Consider the following 24,260-nt stretch of genomic DNA (forward strand, 5'->3'; position numbering starts at 1 on the left):
CTTTCTCTTGACAAAAATCGGATTCGGCCGTATAATTATATACTGTAATCCAATGGAGAGATGGTTGAGTTGGTTTAAGGCGCTCGCCTGGAAAGCGGGTATACGTTTATAGCGTATCGGGGGTTCGAATCCCCCTCTCTCCGCCAGGAAAAGTTTGCCATGCTAGATGGGGAGTTAGCGGCACCCTGTAACTTGTCATCCGCTACAACAAGATTGAATCCCCGATCCAGCGCATTTTTTTTGCGGCCTGCCCGGAAAAAGTGATGTTGATGAGTGGGTCCTACGCAATAAGCCCTTGTGAACCGTGTCAGATCTTGACGGAAGCAGCACTAAGCAAGTCCGCTTATGTGACGTAGACTCGCCTACTCTGAGTTAACTCTTTCGGTAACGCGTGGAAAAATTGTGCAAAGTCGGGTGCATGGCTACATATAAAGAGCGGCTCTTCGGAGCCGCTTTTTCATTGCGAAAAACCCCACACAAAAAAGACTCTATAATATCCGTTGGGGAGTAACCTCCTTAATGAATATTTTTGTACAAAAAGATAGCACTTGTTTTCCCTATCACCTAAAATTAAATCACCACAAAATAATAAAGGGGGCAAACAAGTGCAAACCAATATTACCACATTACTTTTAGGAATCCAAGATGTCGAGGTCACCGGAGCTTCAGAAGAAAGGCGCCTGATTAGCATTGATTGTAAGCCCGTTCATGATCGGATTTGTCCTCATTGTGGCTCGACCCATGCCTGGGTCCATGATCACCGGGAGCAAGTGCTTCGGGGCGCACCGATGCGGCGCAAGCATGTGCTTCTTCTCATCGAGAAGACACGTTATGCTTCTAAAGCTTTACAAGTCTATCGCAAACTGACTCTAAAAACTCAACATCATGGGATATTATTAAAATCAACTTATCTTCTTCCTTTACTTTCTTTATGTTTTTAGCTACTATTTTCATATTTCTATAGTCCAATCCACTGGTTGGCTCATCGAAAAATAGAATTTTCTTGTCGGACAGTAAGGCGGATAAGATAATTACTCTCTGCTTTTGTCCTCCTGACAAGGTGTGAGGATTTCTATCACTGATATTTTTTAACTCCATATCTTTTAGCCAAGGATCTAAAGCATTATCATCTTTAATATTTGATGTTAACACTATTTCATCTTTAACACTATCTGTGAATAACTGACAGTTCACTTCCTGCATAATAAGCAAACTCTCATTTAACCTGCTTTTTGTTTTGAAATTCTCATCCTCTTTTAAAATTTTCCCTTTATTTTCTTTGTATAAACCACACATAATTTTTGCTAATGTAGACTTCCCAATTCCATTTTCGCCAACTATTCCAATAATATTTCCATAGCAAAATTTGAAATCCTTGATGGACAAAATTGTTCTGGTCTTTCTTTTAAACATCAGATTTTTTAACTCTAATAAAGCCCCTTTATTTGAAGCTTCAAAATCTTCAAATCCTTCAATAGCTTTATAATCAGAATGTCTAAGTCCAGTTCTCATTCGTTCATCCTCACTTAGATTTTCAATTTCATCCATACTATATTCTCTGATGATTTTCCCACCCTCTAAATATAGTGCTCTATCAACAATGTCTTTTAAATACCACAGCCTATGTTCTGCAATAATAATAGTTTTTCCTAAAGATTTAAGCTTTTTCATTGTAAGTGATAGATCTATCATTGACTTTATGTCTAAGCTTGAAGACGGTTCATCAAGAATAAATATCTCAGGGTTTAATGCGTAAATACTTGCTATAGCAATCTTCTGCTTTTCTCCACCGGAAAGATTGAATATATTTTTATTCATCAAGTTTTCAAGATGAAGCTCTTTTTCGACCTCTTTAATCCTTTTGTTAATTACTTCTCTTTCTATTCCGTAATTTTCTAAACCAAAAGCAATCTCATCTGTAGTGTTTGTTGTATAAAATTGTGTTTTAGGATTTTGAAAAACTGAACCTACATCCTTAGATAATTTATAAATTGGTGTAGTAAATGTATTCATACCATTGATAAGAACCCTGCCAGAAATGTCCCCATCATAAAACTCAGGTATTATACCGTTCATAAGCTTTAATAGGGTCGACTTTCCACAACCGCTCCTGCCACATAGAAGAATGCATTCCCCTTTTTTTATTTTCAAGTTTATATCTTTTAATGAGTAATCAGATCCTCCCTTGTACTTAAAACTTAATTCTCTAATTTCAATCATAAATCCCACCCTGACACTTTCATAAATATTACTATTGATGAAATTAAAATCACAAGAATTAGAACACCAATGTCATTTTTTCTAAACTTAATCAGGTATCTACTTGTTTTTTGAACAGGAGCATCAAGCCCCCTTATAATGGCTGATTGGGATAGCTCATCTCCAATTTCTATGACACTTACGAATAATGGTACAAAAAAATATTCCATAATTAATGTTGGTTTTCTTGTTAAATTGATTAAGTTAAAATTAATCCCTCTTGTTTTCATCGCCATATTTATATGACTCCATTCATCTTTAATCGTAGGCAAACATCGAAATATTACAGAAATCATTATGAGCGAGTCTTTTGAAAGTTTTAATTTTTGTAAAGTTGCTACTGCACTGGAAACAGATGTGGAATTTAAAATCCATTTACCCACAATAATACATGGCAAAAATTTTCTCCCAATTGCCAAGAGGAATAAAATTAAATTCAAAAGGAAGTTTATATTGAAATAGGCTAAAGTTTTTTCTAATACAACACTTGTTACAAAGAATAGAATGTACCTTATAGCGGATTTCTTATAACCATCACTAATAATGATGGCAAGAAAAAATAAGCTAATAAGGCTTTGATATATCAAACCATAACCTAAAAAAATTAAAATATTTGCACCTATAAGCAAGATAAGTTTTGTTCTGAGGTCATATTTTGACCCCAGAACAAACTTTGAATTTTCCATTATAAAACTCCTGCTGATTCCAACTTTTTATTTAGTATTTTCTTTGTAAAATAAGAACCAATCAAAGAGAATATAAATGTTCCAATAATCATAACTGGTAGCATCCATATTGGTGTCCATGCTCTTACTGTATTACAAAAGTTTTGATCTAAGCCACCTTTTATAACACTTTCAAAAAATGCTTCTCTCATAAGCCAAATTGGTAAGAATCCTCCAAATAAGTTTAGAGAAAAAAACATATGACTAATTGTATTTTTCTTAAAGTCTGTATAATTTCCACCTCTTGCTATGAACATAGCAATTATTCCGGCAGGCACTGCCACTAATGGTGCAATTGGAATATGTCCAGTTGCAACTAATAAAATACTTGGTAAGATAGCTGCGATTACAATAGCGGTGGCTGACTTTGTTTTTGCAAGAAGCATATGATAGGTTGGTGCAGCAAGTAGTGCTACAAGCATGGGCATTAGTAAAAATAAAACAGGGACAGGCATAGATATTGCCCCAACTACTAAATATGTTACAAAGTAAAGTGCAATTAAAACACCAGCTGTAACTGCATTTTTTGATGATTTCTTTTGTGCTTTCATAAATTTCCTCCTTTAAAATTGATTGTTACTGTACAATCTTCCATTCTTTAGACTTTTCTTGATAATTCCATAAGTCTTTATATAGTCCTTCATTTTTAATAAGTTCTTCATGCTTCCCAACTTCTTCTACCTTCCCTTTGTTTAAAACAACAATTTTATCGGCTCCCATTACGTTTCTTAATTTATGGGCTACAACCACAACTGTTTTATTTTTAATTAAATTTGATATTGCTTCTTGTATAATAAGTTCATTTTCAGGATCAAGCGAAGATGTTGCTTCATCAAGTAATATTATTGGGGCATTTTTTAATATTGCTCTTGCTATTGATATTCTTTGTTTCTCACCTCCAGAAAGAGTCGCTCCTCCTTGTCCAATCATAGTGTCAAATCCATCATCTTTTTTGACTATAAAGTCATAAGCTCCTGCCATTTTTGCCGCATTCATGATTTCATCTTTACTTGCATCTTCATTTCCAAATTTTATGTTGTTATAAATCGTGTCTTTAAAAAGATACACATCTTGAAAAACAACAGCATATTTATCCATTAATTTATCAGGATCGGCTGTTAGCAAATCTACTCCACCAATTTTAATTGTCCCTTCATTAGGATCATAAAATCTGGAAATTAATTTAATTAGTGTAGATTTTCCAGAGCCGGAGTAACCAACAAAAGCAGTTAATTCGTTTTCATTAATGTCTAATGAAACATTATCGATAACCTTGGACTCCTTGTAAGAAAATGAAACATCAGATATTTCAATTTTGTTGCTTTCATTTACATCGAAATTTCCTGACATAGGTTTAGCCTTAAGTAATTTAATGATTCTCTCTCCTGAAACGGATGCCATTTGTAGACCTGTATAATTTACAAGAGCAAGCTCCAAGGGATCAAAAATCCTTGTGCCTACAAATAAGAACATTAAAAATGTATCAATTTCCAAAGATCCATTTATAAATAAATAGGAACCGGCTAAACTCATCAAAGGAAGTCCTATTCTTAAAATTATACTTGCTATAGTAGTTAATGAACCAACTCCTTTCTCACTCTTAATATTTGCATCTCTTGAGTTGTCTATATCTTCTTCGAGTTTTGTTAATGTATCATCTAAGCTGTTATAAGCTTTTAGAGTCTTAATGGCATCCAAATATTCATTTATATCTTCTTCCTCTTTTATCCTCATTTCCTTTGTTTTTAAATAAATTTTTTTCTGAAAGTTTTGCATGAGTGTAAGAAGTAGAACAGAAATAGGTAGTCCAATAAGTGTTGCTATTCCCATTTTTACATTGATTATCAAAAATAATATCGAGCAAAGAACCGCTACACATATACCACTGAAAAATTGAGGTAATTGATGCGTTACTGCCGTTTCAACTTTGAAAAAATCATTCATTAATGTATCTAGGATCTCTGCTGAACTTTTCCCTGAAATATAACCTATCGGCAGTTTTCTTATGTGGTCTGCAAGCTCTATTCTTCCATCTGCACTTGTCTTGTATCCAAGTTCATAGGTATATTTTGTGGCTAAGTTTTCCAATAAGAATGTTATTAAGAAAAATATTGCCATTATCCCAAAATACTTCCATAAAAGGCTCGTATCTATATTATCTGCACCACTGTTTAAAAATAGTGTTTCTACAATTTTCGCCAAAGCAATAAATGGTATAAGGTTGGAAATAGATGCCAAAACATTTAAAATAATTGATTTTCTTATATTATTCATCTTTCCTAAAGTAATATTTCTTATCATTCATTCTCACTCCCTTCTATATCCATTTGCCAAATATTTGTCTTCTTGTAAATATCAAAGAGTCTCTTATATATTCCATTTGCAAGGATTAAATCTTCATGCTTACCTCTTTCTGCAATTTTTCCATCAGATATTACTAAGATTTGATTTGCATATTCTATGGTATTTAACCTATGAGCAATCATAATAACTGTCTTATCTTTAACCAATTCAGATAAAGCTTCCTGCATAAGATATTCATTTTCAGAGTCTGCAAAACTTGTTGCCTCGTCTAACACTAATATTGGTGCATCCTTCAAAATCGCTCTTGCTACTGCAATACGTTGTTTCTCTCCTCCAGATAAGTAAGTTCCTTTACCCAAAACAGTATTGTATCCATTAGGAAGTTTTTCAATAAAATCATGACATCTTGCTTTTTTACAAGCTTTTATGACATCTTCTTTTATAGAACCGGTCTTTGCCATAGCAACATTATTGAAGACTGTATCTGTGATAAGATCACTGTCTTGAAAAACAAATGCTATCTTGTCCATTAAGGCGTTTATCGGAATACTTTTTATATTAACCCCACCAATTTTAATAGAGCCTTCTGAAGGATCGTAAAATCTCGGTATTAGCGTTCCAATGGTAGATTTACCTGCTCCCGAATAACCAACTAATGCTGTAACTTCTCCTTGTTTAGCACAGAAGCTTATATTCTTTAAAACCTCTTCATTTCCATAAGAAAAGCTTACATTATTAAATTCAAGATCATGACCTTTTATCGCTTCCTCAGTATTTTCAATTGCCAATTCTTTTTGATCTATAATTTCATAGACTCTCAAAATAACTTCATTTAGTAAATTCATTCCTTCTGCAAAATCTCTAAGCTTTAACGCAGGTACGCTAATGGCAGGTGCAAGAATTAAATAGAAAATAAAGACTGTTGCAAAGTCCAAATTATTATTTCGTGTCATTAAAAGTATTCCTACTGGAACTATGAATGTAGCAACAGATAAAATAAACATTCTAAATGAGACAAATCCCGGTCTTATCATTGATGTCATCGAGCTTGTAAAATCTCTATATTCTCCTACTGCCTTTGAAAAGGTTTTAAATGATTTTGCGCCTGTTCCAAATATTTTAACTTCCGGCATACCTTTAACATATTCAGTAGTTGCTGAATTAATTTGATCCAAAATAGCAAAGTTCTTCTCAAGTCCACCCGACTTTATAATCTTTGCCATGATTGCAATCTGAATTCGTAAACCAACAAATATAATTAACAAAGTCGTAAGACCTAATATTAAATTTATCTTCAACATAACAATTATCATTGCTAAAATTAGTGCTAAAGTTGAAATTAAATTTGGTAATTGATGAGAAAAATATCCCTCAATTTGATTCATGTCCGATCCTAATACTTGCCTTATTTTTGACTTGTTGTCTCCGGTAAAAAACCCTAAAGGAAGATTCCCAATATGAAATAATATCTTCTTTTTTAAGTTAGCTATTAAAACATATGAAAACTTATGGCATAAAATACCGCCAATGTAAGTTAAGCAATATGCCAATACCACTGCTGCAAGTCCATACATACAGAACTGCATTGTACTCTGTTCTAATTTTCCATATAAAAATAGAGATTTTATGACTTTGAATATTACCAAAATTGGACAAATACTTAATAGCATACCAAGACTAACAAATAATATCCCTCCTACAAGTTGTCCTTTTTTTATTTCACTATAGGAAATAATATCTTTGATTGATTTCTTCTTTTTCATCTAAAACATGCCTCCTTACCGAACGAGTTCGTTCATTTGCCTTAAAACTAATACAAGGAAAACACCATTGATGTTTCCCTTGTAAAATACTTATATTTTATTTTTCTCTAATGAGGTCTTTGAAATAGTTCGCTTATTATTCCAAAGGCTTCACTTGAATTTGTTTTGTTTTCTCCCTTAATAATATAGTCGTTATATATGGTCCCAACAGCTCCGTATAAAATAAAAGCTGCAAAACTTCTCACATTTTCTCTGTTTATTCCCATATTATTTTCTATTTTTTTATTTTCAATTCCTTCAATTATAAACTCTGAATAGACATCTATAAATTTTCCAATGTAATGAATCAATTCCCATAGCCTGTACGAGTTATCTGTAATTGAATTCTCTTTTGAAAAATTATATCTTGTCGTAAACTGACCGATATCTTTTACTATAAGTTCCCTTAAAGTTTTTATTCTTTCTTCGTAATCTATTTCCTTGTTTTGGAGGATACCTAACTTATTTTTTAATTTTTCATCAAAGTATGTTTCCATACACGCCAAGAAAATATCTTCTTTTGATTTGAAGTAGTAATAAAACATTCCAGGTGCACCATTAACTTCTGCAAGAATGTCTCTAACAGAAACTTTCTCATACCCATACTTTTCAAAAAGTCTGGATGCTATGTTTATAAGCTCCTGTTTTCTTTCTTCCGGATCCTTTATATTTCTTTTTGTCAAAACCTCACCGCCAATCGACCGACACTCGTTCTCTTAATATAGGCTATCATTCTCATTTGTTTTTGTCAAGAGCGAAGCCTAGACAAACTACATATAGAGTACTCCTGTTAATTTGGTCATAATTCTCAACGTTTCGCTTGCAGCATTTTGTTTATATTGCATTTGATCTAGGTTGTATTCATTTGTTCACGATTTTACTTCGGAATCTCGCCTTTTTACTTTTTTTGAATCGATCGTTAGAGTTGACGCATTTAAGTGTTTGATTGTCCCATGCATCCTTGCCAGCTTCGATAGACGTCACTTCTCTTTTCAATGAACTGAAGAATTTTTAATGAGCGTGTTATCGCGGCAGTTACCTTTTCTCTATCTGCTGTAAATGATTTAATCTTCTCTTTCTTCTATTCGTCATTGTTTTTTCTATAAAAGACCCCCTCGAGTGGATGTCTCGGTCCAACTTTTGGGGGTCAGTGCATCATGCAGAAGGCACCATTTCGTATTATTGTCTTTTCGAGACCTCGCCTCGAAGCCAGGGGTGGGAATAATATTTTCTGAAGCGAACGGCCTTGCCCAAGAGCTCACACACAAGCCGCTCCAGGTCATAATCCCGCACCGTCCAATACAGGCGCAGCTCGCCCTTTTCCTCCCTTTCGGGAATCGTCCTATGCCATGAATCCAGAGGATCCACGACCTTGACGCCCTTCACCTGAAAGGCGCGGGCAAAGTCGCAGGCCCTATAACTGTAGCCGAGAAGGGCGAGGACCGCCGTGCCCTCCTTGGAAAGCCGAGCGGCGTAGTCGTCCATCATGTGCAAGACGTAGCTGTGGTGAAAGAGACCGTCGCCCAGAGTATGGTATAAAAATTCCGTGTTGAAATCCGAATCCTTTAGGCCGACAGTAAAGCCCTCGCCGCTTCCTTCGTGAAGCAAGGCGTAAAAGCTCTCATCTCCCCTGTAATCTTCGCCGAGATAGATACAGGGGCCCAAGTTCATGGACTGAAAGCGGGCCCGATTGCTTTCGTAAAAATCACAGGCCTCACCCTCGGGATCATAGAGCACGGTAAAAGAAAGGTCCGGCCTGCGCCGAATCAAAGCGGCTGCAGCATAGACGCCGGCTTTATCCCTTATGGCAATCCCTAATCTTTCCATGATCCTCTCCCAAAATCTTCGTTTTTATGACGACGGCATACTTTTCTCTTAGTATAGCATAGGCGGCGTCCCGATCCTCAACTTTTTTAAATAAACCGTAAACCGTGGGCCCCGAGCCGGACATATGGGAAAAGGCGCAGCCGGCATCGTATAGATCGGCAATCATCTCGTCGATGATGGGATGTTTTTTCGCCACGCCGTGATAGAGATCATTGGCCACCACATCCTTGAGCTCTTCCAAGCGACCGCTTACAAGGCAATCCACAGCCTCTTCCGGGGAGCCGGCGGATTGATTCATGGCCACGGCTTCGTAGGCATCCTTTGTGGACACGGCGAAACCCGGATTTAATAAAAGCACCGGGTACGAGGGAACGGACACGGGGCGAAGCACATCGCCGATCCCTTCCCCCACGGCGGCCTTTCCGTAAAGGCAGTAGGGAAAATCCGCCCCTAAAACCGCCGACTGAGGGATCAGTTCCCCGTCGCTTACGGGCAGGCTGTAAAGGTCTCTCACGGCCTTTAGCACCGTGGCGCCGTCTGCCGTGCCCCCGGCGAGGCCCGCTCCCGCCGGAATGTTTTTATCTATGCGAATATGTACGGGCAAGGGACCGAACTTCTCTTCCAAAAAGCGGTGAGCCACGGCCATTAAATCCTTGTCGCCGTAATGGGGACCTTCCATAGAAAAGGCCGTCGCCTTGGAAACGGCAATGTCGTCGTATAGCCCGATGGGCAGAAACAGTGTTTTGATTTCGTGGTAGCCGTCGGCTCGTTTCCCTAAAACCCAAAGGCCCACATTGATTTTTCCGTAAGCGCGCAAAGTATCCTCCCATAAAAAAAGCTCCCCGAGGAGCTTTTTCTTACGATATTTTTAAATCGGCCGAGTTCACATCTTCTTCCAAAATCATAATCTTTACCGTCGACGTCAGGACGTCGGCGTAGGTAAAGGAAATGTTTCGATCCGTGCGATCGTCGGAAGCGATGGAGATAACGAACAGGGACGGGTAAACCGCCGTAAGCACGCCCTTTCGCGTGACGATGCGCTTGCGTCCCCGATTTGCCTTCACGATTACTTCTTTGCCAATATGTTCCGACAATTCGTTTTTAATCATATCCATTTGTGTCATTGGGACCGCCCTTCTATCCACACAATCCTAAGTGTTAACATTATACAAAATTTCAGGGCTAATGTCAAGCTAAATAACGGTATATGATATCTCATAAAATCATCGGGGTCAAGTGAAATCTTCGTGAATCTAAAATGATTTTCACGGCCTTTTTACTTTCTATTTACCCAACCCGTTTCCTCCCACAAAAAAGAGCCGTTGCCGGCTCTCTTTTGTTTATGCAGCTTTCTTTTCCGTTTCGGATTTCTTCGTTTCCACGGCTTTCTTATCTGCCGCTTTTTTGTCCTTGTCAGCTGCTTTGCCCTTGTCGTCAACTTTCTTCATGCTGCTGACGATTTCTTCCAAATCGTCCATCACCTTGGCCAGTTCGGCACGGGTAGCCGATGCCTTGGGAGCGAAATTGTTGTTTTCGCGGCCTTGCATTAAGTTGGCGTGGCGAACGATGTCGATGGGTTCGAGGGCCCATTTGGAGATCATTTTTTGATCGGCGAAGGGCTCTTTCAGATCCAAGGTGTAGGGAACTTTCTTACCTTCGATGTAGCGGCCTAAAATGGCTGCCATTTCTTCGCGGGTGACCTTTTGATTGGGTTTGAAGGTATTGTCTTCATAGCCCATAACGATCTTGTTCTTTGCTGCCCAAACGACGGCATTGGCATACCATTCGCCTTCCTTTACGTCGGTAAAGGGATTGGCGGCGGTTTGTTTCTTATCTTGTCCTTCTAAGCGGGCCAAGACGGAGACGAGCATGCCTCTCGTAATGGAATCGTTCGGAGCAAATTTGTCTTTGGTGACGCCGGCGAAAAGGCCTTTTTGAGTAGCGGAAAGAATGTATTTTTCTGCCCAGTGGCCCTTAATGTCGGTAAAGCCTCCCGTTGCCGGTGCTTCGCCAGCCTTGGCTTGAGCCACGATGCGGCCTTCCACTTTCGGGTTCACGTCTTTGTGTTCAGTCAGGTATTTTTCCAGAACTTCCGTATACATACCGAAGTCGCCGAGCTTCTTGCCCTTGGCAAACATGGTGTAACCGTCGCCGCCGCCGGCCATAAAGTCGTTGGTAGCTAAGGTGTAGGTTTTTTCGAGATCCAAATCCTTGCCTGCAACCTTCACGTCAAAGACGCGCTTGCCGGCTTCTTGCTTCGGATCGTATTTAAAGGTAAATCCGGAGATTTGGGGGAACTTCCCTTGGGGTGCCGGTGCATCGGCCACGCCGTATTCCAATGCGGCCAGTAAATCGGCGCCCTTTACTTCGATCTTCATAATGGTGTTGCCGAAGGGGAAGCTGGTCCAAATTTGGGTCATGGCGATTTTCCCCGTGGGAATGGATTCTCGAATGCCGCCGCCGTTGGTAATGGCGATGTCGGATTTCGCCGCATGGCGCATAGCGTCTGCGACCAGGTTACCGAAATTGGTTTCCTGAGCACGTACGTGTTCTCTCTTGCCGTCTAAGTCCACTGCCGTGGTGCCGACGACGCGTTCCAATTTGTCCTTATTGGCTGTGTAAATGTCGGCGATTTTCTTGGCGATGTCTTTGTTTTCTTCGATCTTTTCAAAGAAAGCGGCGTCGCGAAGCACGGCGGTTTTGGAAATAATGGTCTTGCCGCGCAAAGTAATGTTTACTTCGCCTAAGTTCTTCAGGTAATTGCCCGTTTGAACGATCAAGGTGTTGTTGACCAATTGGCCTTCTTTCAGAGTCGTGTGGGAGTGACCGTCGATAATGACGTCGATGCCGTCCACGGCCTTGGCGATGTCCGAGGTCTTGACCACGGTAGCATCGTCGATGCCCACGTGAGCCAACATGACGACCACGTCAACGCCTTGATCTTTTAAGGATTTCACTTGGGCACGGGCCACTTCCACCGGATTTAAGAAGGTAATGCCTTCGGTGTTTTTCGGATTGGATTTAACTTTCGTTTCTTCCGTGGCGATGCCGAAGACGCCGACTTTCACGCCGTCCACATCGATAATGGTTTGGCCTTTAAAGTCGTTGGTGCCCGTGTTTTTAATGATATTGGCAGCCAAGATGTCGAAACCTTCGGCGGAGCCATTGGCGGGAGCCGCTTGATTTTTAAAGTCAACCAATGCCTTGTAGCCGTAGTTGAAGTCGTGGTTTCCGGGCACCATGGCCTTGTAGCCCATGGCCTTCATCAAGTCGATGACGCCCTTGCCGTTTTCAATGCCGGCGATGGCGGTTCCGTGGGTCGTGTCCCCTGCGTCGAGAAGGACCGAATTTTTAATGCTATCCGCATAGGTCTTTACTCTCGCATAACCGATATTGGTGAGTTTGTTGTCCTTACCGTATTCCGCTGCTACATGACCGTGAACGTCGTTGGTATGTAGCAAAGTGATGGTCTTCGTTTGCGTGTCTTCAGGCGCTGCAAAGACGCTTGCCGGTCCGGCGACGATGCCGAGAACCATTGCCGTTGCCAGTGCCAAGGATAAGAATTTTCTTTTCATACATGCCTCCTTTATTTTCCTAAAGTCTGTTTATATTATACCCCTACGGCGCGGGAGTATTCTTTTCAATTTAGAAACAATTTAGCCAAGAACCGTACCCTCTTTTTTCCATATCCGCCTTGGGAATGAATTCGATGCTGGCACCGTTGATGCAGTAGCGCATGCCGCCCGCCTCTTTCGGCCCGTCGTTAAAGACGTGGCCCAGGTGAGTGGTGTCCGTCGCCACTTCCGTGCGAATCATGCCGTAGCGCGTGTCCGTGGTCTCTTTAATCGGCGCGTCCGGCGCCGCCTTGGAAAAGGCGGGCCAGCCGCAGCCGGAATCGAATTTATCCTTCGATAAAAACAAGACCTCTTTCGTAATCACATCCACGTAAATGCCTTCATCGAATAATTTATCGTAGGGATGAGAAAAGGGCGGCTCCGTGCCCTTTTCCCGCGCCACGTGATAGGCTCCGTCGCCTAAAGACGCGCGCAGCTCTTCTTCGTCCATATGTTTCTTGTCCATAACAACCTCCTAGACCAAAGGCGTGCCGCAGCGGGGGCAATAGGTGGCCCCGGCTTCCGCCTGAAAGTGGCAATTTCTACATTCGATGAACTCCGGATCTTCGGCGATAAGCTCCACCTTCTCGATCTTTCTGCCGCAGTGGGGACAGAAATTCGTCGACTCGGAAATTTCCGTGTGGCAATCGGGACATTCGTAGCGAAAGACGTCCCCCTCCAGCTCCTTGGCCTCCATGCGATTTTGCAGGCTCGCCTTCTCCTTCTGCAATTCGTCGATGGCAAACAAAAGCTCGGAGCTGGTCGTATCCGCCATGTGGGACTGCTCCCGCATTTCCATATAATAAACTTCCCCTAAATGGGTGTATTCATCTAAAATCTTACTTTCCAATTCGCGGATCTGCATGCGCAGTTTCGCCACATTGGACGCTTCCTTTGCGTTATAAAAGCCTTTCAAGCCCAAGTCCTTGACCTGATTGGACAAATCTTCAAAGCCTTTGCCGATGCTGTTAAAAATATCCATACTTTCACCTCGAATTAAGCATATCACATGCCTGTCATTAAAAAACCGAATTAGAAAAGGATTAGACTTTTTTCAGGTGTTTCCCGCCATGTGTGAAACTGCGGCACTTGGGTATAGATGAATCGAAACTAAAGGAGGATGACTATGGATTACAAATTATACGCCATGACCTACTGTCCCTTCTGCCAAAAGGTGCAGGGTTTTATGAAGAAGAATAATATCGACAATGTGGAAGTTCTCTACATCGACGAAGATGAAGCGGCCAAGGAAGCCTTAATCGAAGGCAGCGGCGGCAAGCAAGTGCCTTGTTTGCACTTCGGCGATACATGGATGCTGGAAAGCAACGACATTATCGACTACATGAAGGAAAATTTCCTTTAACTTGCCAATTTTTTTCTCATAGGATAGAATGAATGAAGTAACGAAGCTTGAAGGAGGCTAGGATGATTACAAAAGATATGTTGATCGGCGATTTGGTTCGCCAATACCCGGAAGCCATTCGCATTCTCATGCAATTCGGCATGGGCTGCGTCGGTTGCCCTTCCAGTCAAATGGAATCTTTGGAAGAAGCCGCTTACGTACACGGTTTCGATGTAGATGAATTAATGAAGGCTTTAAACAAAGTCGTCGAAGCGTAAAAAAGAGCCTCCCCATGTGGGAGGCCTTTTTGTTTGAAGAACCCGGCATGCCGGGTTCTTTTATTTGTCGAAAATGGAACCGAAGAGATCGGCGAAAAAGGCTTTGATCTTTTGAATCAGGCTTTGGCCTTCTTCACTGTTAAGATAATCCTTCGCCTGATCGGCGGCGCCCTTGGCCTTGTCTGCCAAGCCGCTCCAGTCGATGTCGGTCTTTCTCAGATGATCGAAAAAGTCCGTCAGCTGCTCCGTTTGTTCCGGCGTGATGTTGATATTGTACTCGTTGATAATATTGACGACGATGGCTTGCACTTCTTCCCGGCTCTTAGGCGCTTCCGTAGCGATCTTTTCCTTAATGTCTTTGACCAAGCCCGTGGCATTGTCCGCGCCCACGTCTTGGGCCAAATTCGATGTGACCACCATTTCTTCATTGGCAGCCTTTTTTACCTTGTCGCTGATTTTTTTGCCCGTGGACGTTTCGTAGGCCTTCATAATGCCGGTGAGGGCCGCCGTACCGCTGACATTGACCGGGGCGTCCACAGTGATCTTCGCATCCTTTACCCCTGCCGTTTCCAAAGCTTGGCGATACATATCGTGGGTAATGTAGCGAATCCTCGGCGAGGTTTCCACTTCGATGCCGCTGCCTTCCGCCGTGTATTCCACCTTGGCGCTGGAAATGGCCTTGCGACCGATCTTCGATTCGGGAACGAAATCCCCCAGGTATTTATGTTCTTCCGCATTGGTGACTTCGATGATTTGATCGTCTTCCGAGCCATTGAATCGCTTCATCAGCTCGTCTCGTTGGGCAGGTGTCAAGTCCTGTCCGAAAGATAAAATCACATCCCCTTCCAGGGAATCGGCGAATACCGGCGCCTGGATCGATGCGAGCATGACCAGAGCCAAGGCCATGGCCGTGAATCTTTTAAAAAATTTCATAATCTCCTCCACTTCTTTTACTTGTTGCCATTATATCATAGGGACATTTTCGGAAAGGGCTTCCGCGAAAGTCTTCGACGGATTTTAGAAAACTTTTGCATTTCTAACACAAAAAAAGAGGCCGAAGCCTCTTTTCCCTTCCGATTACTTGTCCAATGCGCCGTCGATACGTGCGCGGTCGAAGCCGACGATTTCTTCTTCGCCGATGACGAGAACGGGAACGCCGGTGTAGCCCATGGAGATCAATTCATCTCTTGCGGCTGCGTCGTTTTGCACGTTCTTTTCTTCAAATTCGACGCCTTTTTCGTTTAAATAATCCTTTGCCATGGTGCAGTAAGGACAGGTGTTGCTCGTATAAACTACTACTTTAGACATTTTGTTCCTCCCAAAAAATAAATTCAATTCACTGCCGTCATTTATACCCGCGAGGTATGGTCTTAATCATTTTCTCCGATTTTATGCATGGCGTGGGTGTAGCCCATGGAAAAGAGGGTCTCCACGTGATCGTCGTCCAGGGAATAGAATACCTTGCGCCCTTCTTTTTTCGATCGGATCAACCCTTCTTGCTTCAATAGGATGAGCTGATGGGAAATGGACGACTGGCTCATGCCTAAAAGCTCCACCAGTTTCGACACATTGCAGGTGCCCAGCATGAGGGCGTATAAAATTTTTAAACGCGTGGGATCGGCCATGACTTTGAAAATGCCGCTTAAGCTGTCGATTAATTCATCGTTTTCGGCAAAGGTGCGAAATTTTTCGTCCATGTCAATCCCTCTCCTTTTCTACTTTCGGAAAATTCTTCGCAAGGATGCGATACTCTTCCACGGTAATGGCTTCGGCCCGCCGCGTGGGCTTGATGCCCGTGTCCTCCAGAGCCTGCAGAATCTGTTCCTTCTCCACGTCGAATCCGTAGGTGGACAGGGCGTTTAACACGGTCTTACGCCGCTTGGAAAACGCCGCCCGCACCACGGCCTCCGCCCGCTTTAGATTTTCGCCGTGATCGGTTTTAAAATTCGTCAGGCTCAAGACGGCGCTGTCCACATTGGGCTGGGGCATGAAACAGGTTCTGGGCACGGTAAGGGCTACGGCCACATCCGTACGCATTTGCAAAAAGACGGAGATGGAGCCATAGGCCTTCGTCCCCGAGGACGCCGCCATGCGGTTCGCCATTTCTTTTTGTACCATGACATGCACCGATTCCAAATTGAGGCCCGAATCAAAGAGATGAACCAGTATCGGTGTCGTGACGTAGTAGGGCAGATTCGCCACCACTTTGATCTTGTGATCGCCGAAGCGGGCTTCGATTTCTTTTTTCAGATCCGTCTTTAAGACGTCTCGGTAAAAGATTTCCACGCCGCTATAGTCGCCCAAGGTCCCGTCTAAAATCGGCTTTAAGTGTTCGTCGATTTCCACGCAAAAGACCTTGGCGCCTCTTAGGGCCAGCTCTTCCGTCAAGGTGCCGATGCCGGCGCCGATTTCCAGAATCACGTCCCCTTCTTTTACATGGGCGCTGTCGGCGATGGCGCGGACGATGTTTCCGTCGATGAGAAAGTTTTGTCCCAGGGATTTTTGAAAGCGAAAGCCCCATTTCTCTTGGATCTCGCGAATCCGCGCCGGGCTGTATAGTCGTTTATCCACGGAACACCTCCTCGTAAATGCGTTCAAATTCTTCCACGGTAATGCCGAAGCTGTTGAGTCTGCGCAAAAATTGCTTGCCGTTGCCGTGACCGATGCCCAGGGCTTCGGCCATTTTGTTTCGCCGCTCCGTGGCATCCGATGCGCCCGTCATGCCGTAGCGAATCATATCGGCCTTGGTAAAGGTCTCCTCGAAGGATTTTTTCATGGGCTTGGCGCGGAAAATCGCCTCGCGAATGTCTTCGGGCTTGGCGTTCTCGATGCCGATGTCGTCCTTACACAGGGCCTTGTCCTGTGGCAGATAGGCCTGCTTCGGCGAAGACAATGCCTCGGTGAGCCGCTTACGGATCTGCTTGCCCATGTAGTCCGGGTCTGTCAGGATGATGATGCCCCGCCGGTCTTCGACCTTCCTCAGCTCACGAAGGAATTTTTCGCCGAAGGCGTAGCCCCCCGTGGCCATAACGTCGCAATTTAAGGCGCTCTTTACCCGGGCGATGTCGTCTTTTCCTTCGACGACGATGATTTCCTGAATTATTTCTTCCATTGGTAAAACCGTTTCGTATTTTCGTCGGTGCGGGCCACCAATTCCGCCACGTCCATGCCCCTGAGGGCGGCGATGTTTTTCGCCACATCCGCCACGTATTTCGGCTCGTTGCGCTTGCCCCGATTGGGCTCGGGGGTCATGTAGGGGCAGTCCGTTTCAAGAAGCAGGCGGTCGATTGGAACCGCCGCCGCCACTTTCTTCGGCACCTTGGCGTTTTTAAAAGTGGTGACGCCGCCGAGAGACAGGTAGCAGCCCAGGGCCATAAAGCGCTCCATCATTTCCACGGAATAGCTGTAGCAATGAATGAGCACGTGGTGGCCGGGATGGACCTCCAGAAATTCGCGGACGATGTCGTAGGTCTCTTCCGCCGCATCTCTGGAGTGGATCACCAGGGGCAGATCCACTTCCGCCGCCAAGTCGCACATGGCGCGAAAGACTTCCCGCTGCACTTCCCGGGGCGAATTTTCGTAATAGTAATCCAGGCCGCATTCGCCGATGGCGAGGACCTTTTCCTCTTTTGCGAGCTCCATGAGCTCCTTCCGCACCTCGGGATTGTATCCGTCCGCTTCCTGGGGATGGATCCCCACCACGGCGTAAAGCTTGTCGTGTTTTCGCGCCAAGTCCACCACGGCGCGGGATGTTTCTATATCGCTGCCCACATTGACCACGGCGTCAAGGCCGTCTGCGTCCATGCGGGCGATGATTTCTTCTCGATCGTCGTCAAATGCCTCATTTTCCAAATGGGAATGGGCGTCTATCATACTTCCTCCTAACCAAGCTTAGCGCCGGACTTTAACTCTTCCATGGTGGTTGCCAGGGACAGTTTACCGTCCTTATCTTCCGCCGCAAGGAGCATGCCTTGGGACAGGACGCCGCGAAGCTTCGTGGGCTTTAAATTGGCCAGAAGCAAAATTTGCTTGCCCGTCAGCTCTTCTTTCGTGTAAAAGTCTTTGATGCTGGAGCAGATCACGCGCTTTTCGCCGCCCACGGTAAGGTTTAATACGTAGAGGCGATCGGCATTGGGGTGATCTTCCACGGAGTCCACGGTGGCCACGCGAATGTCAAGCTTCGCAAAATCGTCGATAGTGATCTCCGGCTTCAGATCCAATTCTTCATCTTCTTCCGCCGCTTCGCCCTTGGCGATCTTTTCAGCCTTTCTTCTTTCGATAAGCTCGTGATTGGCGGCCCAAAGGCGCTTCGTTTCTTCTTCGATGTCCAGGCGCGGGAAGATAATCTTCTTTTCGCCTACGTGTTTGCCCGGCTCGAGCATGCCCCAGCGAGTGGCGTCTTCCGCCTTAAATTCCTTGGTCGCCGTAATTTGTTCGGCGATGGAATTGGCCGTGTTGTTCATAAAGAAGGACAGAAGGATGGAGACGATACGCAAAGATTCCGCCAGATTGTATAGTACGGTGTCGAGACGTTTCTTTTCGTCGTCGCCGCCCTTGGCCAGGATCCAGGGTTCGTTTTCGTCAACGTATTTATTGCTGCGGCGAACCAATTTCCAAACGGCTTCCAGAGCCGTGGAGAATTGGTAGGTTTCCATTTCTTTTTCAAGTTCAGCCCATACGCCGACGGCCAGTTCTTTTAATTCTTTATCCAGTGCCGTTTCGTCGTGAGGCGTAGGGACGATGCCGTCGTTGTATTTTTCGATCATGGAGACGGTGCGAGACACCAAGTTCCCCAAGTCGTTGGCCAAGTCGGAATTGAGGCGCTTCATAAAACTTTGTACATTAAAGCTGCCGTCGTGGCCGAAGGAAAATTCCCGCAAGAGGAAGTATTTCAGCGCATCCACACCGTAGAGGTCGATAATGGGCTCGGGATAGATAATATTGCCCTTGGACTTGCTCATCTTGTCGTCGTCAAAGAGGATCCAGCCGTGACCGAAGACTTGTTTCGGCAGGGGCAGATCCAATGCCATAAGCATGGCGGGCCAAATAATGGTGTGGAAACGCATAATTTCCTTGCCTACCAAGTGCACATCCGCCGGCCAAAAGTTTTTGAACTGTTCTTCGTCGGTGCCCAGGCCGCAACCCGTTAAGTAGCAGGACAGGGCGTCGATCCAGACGTAGATGACGTGTTTGTCGTCGAAGGGAACGGGCACGCCCCAATTAAAGGTGGAGCGGGTGACGGAAAGGTCGTCCAGGCCGTCTTTTAAGAAAGAGTTCACCATTTCGCTCTTGCGATAGCCCGGTTGAATGAATTCGGGATGGTCTTCGTAGTATTGGATCAGCTTGTCGCGATAGGCGGACAGGCGGAAGAAGTAGCTTTCTTCGTGTTGTAGATGGGTGGGCCGTCCGCAGTCCGGGCAAAGATGGTCTTCTCCTAATTGGGATTCCGCCCAGAAGGATTCGCAGGGCGTGCAGTAATAGCCTTCGTATTCGCCCTTATAGATTTCGCCTTTGTCATAGAGCTTTTGAAACAACATTTGCACGTTTTTTTCGTGCTCGGGATCCGTGGAGCGGACAAAGGAATCGTAGTCGATGTCCATGGTCTTCCACAGCTTTTTCGTATCGGCTACAATGGCGTCGATGTATTCCAAGGGTTCCTTGCCGGCTTCCTTGGCCTTCTCCTCGATCTTTTGACCGTGTTCGTCGGTGCCGGTGGTAAACAAGACATTGTAGCCTTGAAGGGTTTTATAGCGCTTAATGGCATCGGCCGCTACGGTACAGTAGGTGTGGCCGATGTGCAAGTTGTCGCTGGGGTAATAAATGGGTGTTGTTACGTAAAAGTTCTTTGACATGTATGCCTCCTCGCATATAGATGATATGCTCGACCATAGAGGATGGTCGATAAAAATTTCTTGTTTTAATTATACTATCAAGGCAAGTTCTTCGCAATGTAGCCCAGAAAGTGCTATACTTTGATGGCTATGGCAAAGAAAAGTGGAAAATCAATAAAACCTTCCGCTTGTCTGCGGCGATTTAACGGCGGCATCCGCTTACAATTAAAAAAGAAGGGGCCTTCGCCGATGACCGGCTTATGCCCCTTCTTTGTCGTTTCATGATGATGACTTTTTCTGAATTTAATCTTACCTTTTAACGCCGCACCACTACCTATACGCCTACCTATTGCAATGACTTCACATGAGAATCAATAGAAAACAGATCAACGATGAACGTGGCAAACCATACGACAATGAGAGGGAGCTTCGACCCCGCAATTGGTGCAAGCTTAGCAAAAGGAAAATCCCACGAAACGCTCCGTCCGGCACTGATGATTTCTAATGGCATATAAACCAATAGTTCATTAACGAGCAATGCGATAACAAGGGATACAATCTGCGACTTTAAAAAATCCCGCTCCGTAATTTGCGATCTTTTTCTGAGTCCGCGCAAGAGCAAAAGCCACAGAAAGAAAGTAAGAATCTGACCCACTCGACAGACCACAATATCATCCCCGAACATAAAGTCGAAAAGAAATGCGACAGCATTTGGAAACAATGCCCAAGGAAGAATTCGAAATACAAATGGATTACCTAGTTTTCTCATAAGCAACATGGAACCTTACCCCCCAACAACAATCCCGGCATGCCCGGTATAATATGTCGATGTCTTTTTATCGGTAATTAATATATTCCCATCTAAATACCGAATCCACCATATGTTACTCCATACGTCGTATGCTGATTCTCGCTCTCATACTCCGCAATTTCTTCACATATCTTCGGCATTTGTTCTTCAGGCGTTTTTTCATCTTCAATTTTTTATTCACGAAGAAGGCACGTTTTTCTCTTATTAAAAGTTCATCACTTTCCGCCTTCTCTTTTTTTATATTACTAAACGGATAGGTTGAATCTAAAAAACCAAATGCAATCAGCATGTCAAATAAAATATGAGAATTGGCGCTTTAGCACAAACCGGGGAATTGTTGCAAGAGGAAGAAATTCAGAGCATGAGAGTGCTGCCGGCTAAGCCGGTGGTTCTGATTATACTATCAAGGCAAGTTCTTCGCAATGTAGCCCCATTCGTGCTATACTTTTGACAGGAGGGATGGCTATGGAAGAAAAGAATACGAACTATAAAAATCAAAACCTCACGGGAAAAGATTTCAGCAATCAGGATTTGTCCGGCACGGACTTTTCCGGAAGCGATTTATCCCACGCCTGGTTCGACCACGCCATCTTAAAGGGCGCCGATTTCTCCCACTGCAAATTACAGGAAGTGAATTTCAGAAACGCCGATCTGAGGGGTGCGAACCTGAGCGGTGCCTATCTCTTCGGATCCGTTTTGGAAGATGCCCTCTTGGACGATGTGATTACCGACGAGAACACGCAGTTTTTCCGCCTCCACTGCCCGGAAGAGGGTGCCTTTATCGGCTACAAGAGATGCTATAACCATCGACTCGTCACGCTCTACATCCCCGCCGACGCGGCCCGCACCTCCGCCACCATGAACTCGTGCCGCTGCGACAAGGCCTATGTGGTGTCCGTTACGGATTTCGCCGGCAAGGAACATTTCAGCGACGCCGTCAGTTTAATCGACGATGATTTTATTTATAAACCCCGCACCATGATGTATGCCGGCAATTTCAATCCCGACCGCTGGCGGGAATCCACCGGCGGCATCCATTTCTGGTTGACGAAAGAAGAGGCCTTTGCCTACTGACAATTAAATTTTTCCACGAAAAAACGACGGACCTTTCGGTTCCGTCGTTTCTTTCTTATGCATTCTTTTCTACCGTTCCCTGGCTCACTTGCCATGCAGGAGCTTTCATCTTTAATTCGAATTGACCGATTAAGTACGACGATACGAGGGTCGTCATAAAAGAGAAAATCAGTCGGCTCGGTGCGATGTAGCTCAAGGACAGAGCCAGAACCACGGCGTCGGTGAGGAAGTAGGCACGGGAAATGGGCCACTTCATTTTTTTCGAGATCACCATGGCCAGGGCGTCGTCGCCGCCGGCACAGCCCCCGGCCGTGACGGCAATGCCGCAGCCGCAGCCGATAAAGATCCCGCCGGCAATGGCTGCGAGAAAGGGCAGGTGATACAGACTGGGAAGCACCGGGCCGATAAAGTTAAAGATCCAATAAAATATGGAAAAGGCCACGGTGGCCACGCCGGATTTCTTCAGGAAACGGGATCCCAACATAGAAAAGCCCAAGGCGTAGCAAATTCCGTCTAACACCGGAGATACATAGGCCAGGTTTAAGCCGACGACTTTCTTTAAAAACAGACCCATACCCAAGACACCGCCTTCGGTGATTTGGGAGGGCTCGTGGACATTGACCACGCCGAAAGCCATAATGGCACAACCTAGCAGGATTTTGAAAAAATCTTTTTTCTTTAATTCGAGGGGTCTCAGCAAATGACTGAGCATAAATTGTCACTCCTAATTCAGCGATTAAGAGAACCAAAAAAAGACTGCCGTCTTAGGTTCTCCTAAATTCGCAATCTTCGGATGGTGTCGATGCTTTTTGTTTTGCTGATTTTTTCTTATAAAAACTCTGAGCGGGGGTGTGCTTAACGGCTCGAAATGTCCCACATCAGGCACTCCTCGAACACCCATCGCACACCCTGCATCAGATAAAAACTACCGACTAAAATCGGTAACCACCGTAATCAAACAGTACTATCGAAAAGATTATACCACAGTTCAATCGACTATTCAATCACTTTTAACACCTCGAGTACCCGATCGATCTCTTCCTCTGTATTGAAGTAGGAAGGCGACAGACGACACAGCCCCGATTCCTTCGTGTGAAGGTATTCGTGGAGCAAGGGCGCGCAGTGGTAGCCCGGCCGCGTGGCGATGTCTTCTTCCTGAAGGAGCATGGCCAGCTCTTGACTGCTCATACCGTCTTTTAAAATGCTCACGCAGGCGGTGCCCAAGTGCGAGGGATAGAAGATCCTGTAGCCCTCCAACTCATAGAGGCCGTCTAAGAGGCGCTTGAAGATTTTATTTTTCTTTTCGTAATAGCTGTCCTCGGACACGAAGGCGGCGCCTTCCGCCAGGCCGCAAAAGCCGTGGACATTGGCCGTGCCCGCTTCCCAACAGACGGGCTTTTCGTGGGGCATTTCGTGATTAAAGCTTTCGATGCCGCTGCCCCCTTGGCTCAAAGGCGGCATGTCGATGTCCTTGCCGTAGAAGAAGCCGCCGGTGCCCATGGGCCCGTAAAGGGATTTATGGCCGGCGAAACAGTAGACTAATTTGTCCGTCCACTTGTCCGACAGATCCACCTTAATCTGTCCCAGTGCCTGTGCCCCGTCGATGACCACGAAGAGATCGTGGGCCTTGGCGAAGTCCAAGACGCCGTCGAAATCCGTGACGCTGCCCACCACATTGGAGGCGTGGGAGATGACGATGGCCTTGGTGTTGGGTTTTAAAAATTCATCCAGGTAATTTAAATCCGGAGCGTAATCATCGTTTAAGGGAAGAAAATCCAAATCGCAACCCGTGGCGTAAAGGGGTCTTAAGACGGAATTGTGTTCCATCACCGAGGTGATCACGTGATCTCCTTTGTCGATGAGGCCGTGAATGGCGATGTTCAAACTTTCCGTCACGCCGCTGTTCAGAGCGATGGTCGGCTCCGAATGCAGAAGGGCCGCCATATTTTTCCGCGCCTTTCTCAGGGCGTGGTAGGAGCGTTGCGCCCATTCGTGGCTGCCTCTGCCCGGATTTCCGTAGCCTTCCGTGAGGCCCGCATAGATGGCCTTTGCTACGGCTTCGGGCTTGATCGCCGTCGTGGCGCCGTTGTCTAAGTAAATCATAGTTCCTCCACCTTTCGCTCGCCGTGTTCTCTTTCATAGGAATAGACGCCGTTGTAGGGCAGTTGCTTTTCCTTTAGTATTCCCACCACGGTGTCCACCTTTTCGATGTCCCCCATAAGGGACAGACCGCAGGACTCTCTTATTTCCGGCAAGAGAGGAATCACCCGCGTGCCCAAATCTTCCGTGACATCCAGTGCGTCGTAAACTTCGTCTTGATTGTCGAATGCGATGACAAATTTTTTCATCTCGTCCTCCTTCTGCCTCTTAAGTCTACTATAGCACAGCTTCGC

The 24,260-nt window shown here is 44.7% G+C and carries 27 protein-coding genes, 1 tRNA gene and 1 other RNA gene; 6 read left to right on the forward strand and 23 right to left on the reverse strand.

Annotated features, from left to right (window positions below; all coding sequences use genetic code 11):
• Nucleotides 1-54 precede the first annotated feature (54 nt).
• The 3 genes from BN7444_RS00460 (at nucleotide 55) to BN7444_RS09610 (ending at nucleotide 941) form a co-directional block, all read left to right on the forward strand.
• Nucleotides 55-146 (forward strand) — tRNA-Ser (locus BN7444_RS00460).
• Nucleotides 147-157: 11 nt separating this feature from the next.
• An RNA gene (gene ffs, locus BN7444_RS00465) (signal recognition particle sRNA large type) lies at nucleotides 158-422 on the forward strand.
• A 183-nt stretch (nucleotides 423-605) separates the two neighbouring features.
• Nucleotides 606-941 carry a transposase family protein gene (locus tag BN7444_RS09610; RefSeq protein WP_167627187.1) on the forward strand — a complete coding sequence of 112 codons (336 nt, stop codon included), beginning with the start codon at nucleotides 606-608 and terminating at the stop codon, nucleotides 939-941.
• Here BN7444_RS09610 and BN7444_RS00470 read toward each other — a convergent pair.
• The 12 genes from BN7444_RS00470 to BN7444_RS00525 all read right to left on the reverse strand — a co-directional run bounded on the left by BN7444_RS00470 (nucleotide 838) and on the right by BN7444_RS00525 (nucleotide 13,513).
• Nucleotides 838-2,220, reverse strand: coding sequence for an ABC transporter ATP-binding protein (locus BN7444_RS00470; protein ID WP_068454266.1), 1,383 nt, complete (start codon nucleotides 2,218-2,220; stop codon nucleotides 838-840). The genes BN7444_RS09610 and BN7444_RS00470 overlap by 104 nt on opposite strands.
• Nucleotides 2,217-2,945 carry an energy-coupling factor transporter transmembrane component T gene (locus BN7444_RS00475; RefSeq protein WP_068454269.1) on the reverse strand — a complete coding sequence of 243 codons (729 nt, stop codon included), beginning with the start codon at nucleotides 2,943-2,945 and terminating at the stop codon, nucleotides 2,217-2,219. Before BN7444_RS00475 ends, BN7444_RS00470 begins: the two co-directional genes overlap by 4 nt.
• A complete protein-coding gene (locus tag BN7444_RS00480; RefSeq protein ID WP_068454272.1) occupies nucleotides 2,945-3,535 on the reverse strand; it encodes an MptD family putative ECF transporter S component in 591 nt (196 codons plus the stop codon). The genes BN7444_RS00475 and BN7444_RS00480 overlap by 1 nt, the downstream gene beginning before the upstream one ends.
• Nucleotides 3,536-3,560: 25 nt before the next feature.
• Complete coding sequence (locus BN7444_RS00485; protein ID WP_068454275.1) at nucleotides 3,561-5,285, reverse strand: ABC transporter ATP-binding protein; 1,725 nt, start codon at nucleotides 5,283-5,285, stop codon at nucleotides 3,561-3,563.
• Nucleotides 5,282-7,051, reverse strand: coding sequence for an ABC transporter ATP-binding protein (locus BN7444_RS00490; protein ID WP_068454278.1), 1,770 nt, complete (start codon nucleotides 7,049-7,051; stop codon nucleotides 5,282-5,284). The genes BN7444_RS00485 and BN7444_RS00490 overlap by 4 nt, the downstream gene beginning before the upstream one ends.
• A gap of 107 nt (nucleotides 7,052-7,158) precedes the next feature.
• Nucleotides 7,159-7,773, reverse strand: coding sequence for a TetR/AcrR family transcriptional regulator (locus tag BN7444_RS00495; protein ID WP_068454281.1), 615 nt, complete (start codon nucleotides 7,771-7,773; stop codon nucleotides 7,159-7,161).
• 496 nt (nucleotides 7,774-8,269) lie between these two features.
• On the reverse strand, nucleotides 8,270-8,917 hold the full coding sequence (locus BN7444_RS00500) for a hypothetical protein (protein ID WP_068454284.1): 648 nt from the start codon (nucleotides 8,915-8,917) through the stop codon (nucleotides 8,270-8,272).
• Nucleotides 8,886-9,734: a 4-(cytidine 5'-diphospho)-2-C-methyl-D-erythritol kinase gene (gene ispE / locus BN7444_RS00505; RefSeq protein WP_068454287.1), complete on the reverse strand. Its 849-nt coding sequence runs from the start codon at nucleotides 9,732-9,734 to the stop codon at nucleotides 8,886-8,888. The genes BN7444_RS00500 and ispE overlap by 32 nt, the downstream gene beginning before the upstream one ends.
• Before the next feature lie 40 nt (nucleotides 9,735-9,774).
• Nucleotides 9,775-10,041 carry a Veg family protein gene (locus BN7444_RS00510; protein ID WP_068454290.1) on the reverse strand — a complete coding sequence of 89 codons (267 nt, stop codon included), beginning with the start codon at nucleotides 10,039-10,041 and terminating at the stop codon, nucleotides 9,775-9,777.
• Between the two features lie 216 nt (nucleotides 10,042-10,257).
• Nucleotides 10,258-12,492: a 5'-nucleotidase C-terminal domain-containing protein gene (locus tag BN7444_RS00515; protein WP_068454293.1), complete on the reverse strand. Its 2,235-nt coding sequence runs from the start codon at nucleotides 12,490-12,492 to the stop codon at nucleotides 10,258-10,260.
• A gap of 70 nt (nucleotides 12,493-12,562) precedes the next feature.
• Entirely contained in the window at nucleotides 12,563-12,997 is a 435-nt protein-coding gene (gene msrB / locus BN7444_RS00520) for a peptide-methionine (R)-S-oxide reductase MsrB (RefSeq protein ID WP_218015999.1), read from the reverse strand.
• Between the two features lie 9 nt (nucleotides 12,998-13,006).
• Nucleotides 13,007-13,513, reverse strand: a complete 507-nt coding sequence (locus tag BN7444_RS00525) for a zinc ribbon domain-containing protein (RefSeq protein WP_068454295.1) — start codon at nucleotides 13,511-13,513, stop codon at nucleotides 13,007-13,009.
• Nucleotides 13,514-13,657: 144 nt separating this feature from the next.
• Between BN7444_RS00525 and BN7444_RS00530 the strand changes: the two genes are divergently transcribed.
• Nucleotides 13,658-13,894, forward strand: coding sequence for a glutaredoxin family protein (locus tag BN7444_RS00530; RefSeq protein ID WP_068454298.1), 237 nt, complete (start codon nucleotides 13,658-13,660; stop codon nucleotides 13,892-13,894).
• Between the two features lie 62 nt (nucleotides 13,895-13,956).
• Entirely contained in the window at nucleotides 13,957-14,151 is a 195-nt protein-coding gene (locus tag BN7444_RS00535; protein ID WP_068454301.1) for a DUF1858 domain-containing protein, read from the forward strand.
• 60 nt (nucleotides 14,152-14,211) lie between these two features.
• On the opposite strand, the gene BN7444_RS00540 is transcribed toward BN7444_RS00535, so the two are convergent.
• The 8 genes from BN7444_RS00540 to BN7444_RS00575 all read right to left on the reverse strand — a co-directional run bounded on the left by BN7444_RS00540 (nucleotide 14,212) and on the right by BN7444_RS00575 (nucleotide 20,760).
• Nucleotides 14,212-15,084: a DUF1002 domain-containing protein gene (locus BN7444_RS00540; RefSeq protein ID WP_068454305.1), complete on the reverse strand. Its 873-nt coding sequence runs from the start codon at nucleotides 15,082-15,084 to the stop codon at nucleotides 14,212-14,214.
• A gap of 144 nt (nucleotides 15,085-15,228) precedes the next feature.
• Nucleotides 15,229-15,459: a glutaredoxin family protein gene (locus BN7444_RS00545; RefSeq protein ID WP_068454308.1), complete on the reverse strand. Its 231-nt coding sequence runs from the start codon at nucleotides 15,457-15,459 to the stop codon at nucleotides 15,229-15,231.
• 62 nt (nucleotides 15,460-15,521) lie between these two features.
• Nucleotides 15,522-15,848 carry an ArsR/SmtB family transcription factor gene (locus BN7444_RS00550; protein ID WP_068454311.1) on the reverse strand — a complete coding sequence of 109 codons (327 nt, stop codon included), beginning with the start codon at nucleotides 15,846-15,848 and terminating at the stop codon, nucleotides 15,522-15,524.
• Nucleotide 15,849: 1 nt separating this feature from the next.
• Nucleotides 15,850-16,722, reverse strand: coding sequence for a 16S rRNA (adenine(1518)-N(6)/adenine(1519)-N(6))-dimethyltransferase RsmA (gene rsmA / locus BN7444_RS00555; protein ID WP_068454314.1), 873 nt, complete (start codon nucleotides 16,720-16,722; stop codon nucleotides 15,850-15,852).
• Nucleotides 16,715-17,263, reverse strand: coding sequence for a ribonuclease M5 (gene rnmV / locus BN7444_RS00560; RefSeq protein WP_245654168.1), 549 nt, complete (start codon nucleotides 17,261-17,263; stop codon nucleotides 16,715-16,717). The genes rsmA and rnmV overlap by 8 nt, the downstream gene beginning before the upstream one ends.
• Nucleotides 17,251-18,024, reverse strand: a complete 774-nt coding sequence (locus BN7444_RS00565; protein ID WP_068454317.1) for a TatD family hydrolase — start codon at nucleotides 18,022-18,024, stop codon at nucleotides 17,251-17,253. The genes rnmV and BN7444_RS00565 overlap by 13 nt, the downstream gene beginning before the upstream one ends.
• Nucleotides 18,025-18,032: 8 nt before the next feature.
• Nucleotides 18,033-20,003 (reverse strand): methionine--tRNA ligase, encoded by a 1,971-nt coding sequence (gene metG, locus BN7444_RS00570; RefSeq protein ID WP_068454320.1) that lies wholly within the window; start codon nucleotides 20,001-20,003, stop codon nucleotides 18,033-18,035.
• A gap of 325 nt (nucleotides 20,004-20,328) precedes the next feature.
• A complete protein-coding gene (locus BN7444_RS00575; RefSeq protein ID WP_068454323.1) occupies nucleotides 20,329-20,760 on the reverse strand; it encodes a hypothetical protein in 432 nt (143 codons plus the stop codon).
• A 498-nt stretch (nucleotides 20,761-21,258) separates the two neighbouring features.
• Between BN7444_RS00575 and BN7444_RS00580 the strand changes: the two genes are divergently transcribed.
• Nucleotides 21,259-21,867 (forward strand): pentapeptide repeat-containing protein, encoded by a 609-nt coding sequence (locus BN7444_RS00580; protein ID WP_218016000.1) that lies wholly within the window; start codon nucleotides 21,259-21,261, stop codon nucleotides 21,865-21,867.
• A gap of 55 nt (nucleotides 21,868-21,922) precedes the next feature.
• Here BN7444_RS00580 and BN7444_RS00585 read toward each other — a convergent pair whose 3' ends face one another.
• From BN7444_RS00585 to BN7444_RS00595, 3 genes are all read right to left on the reverse strand, one after another.
• Entirely contained in the window at nucleotides 21,923-22,579 is a 657-nt protein-coding gene (locus tag BN7444_RS00585) for a YitT family protein (protein WP_068454329.1), read from the reverse strand.
• A 284-nt stretch (nucleotides 22,580-22,863) separates the two neighbouring features.
• Nucleotides 22,864-23,970 carry an aminotransferase class V-fold PLP-dependent enzyme gene (locus BN7444_RS00590; protein WP_068454332.1) on the reverse strand — a complete coding sequence of 369 codons (1,107 nt, stop codon included), beginning with the start codon at nucleotides 23,968-23,970 and terminating at the stop codon, nucleotides 22,864-22,866.
• The gene (locus BN7444_RS00595; protein ID WP_068454335.1) at nucleotides 23,967-24,215 is read right to left on the reverse strand and encodes a putative Se/S carrier-like protein; all 249 of its coding nucleotides are present in this window, start codon (nucleotides 24,213-24,215) and stop codon (nucleotides 23,967-23,969) included. The genes BN7444_RS00590 and BN7444_RS00595 overlap by 4 nt, the downstream gene beginning before the upstream one ends.
• Between the last annotated feature and the right edge of the window lie 45 nt (nucleotides 24,216-24,260).

It is taken from the genome of Peptoniphilus pacaensis, assembly GCF_900088125.1.
GTDB lineage: Bacteria > Bacillota > Clostridia > Tissierellales > Peptoniphilaceae > Aedoeadaptatus > Aedoeadaptatus pacaensis.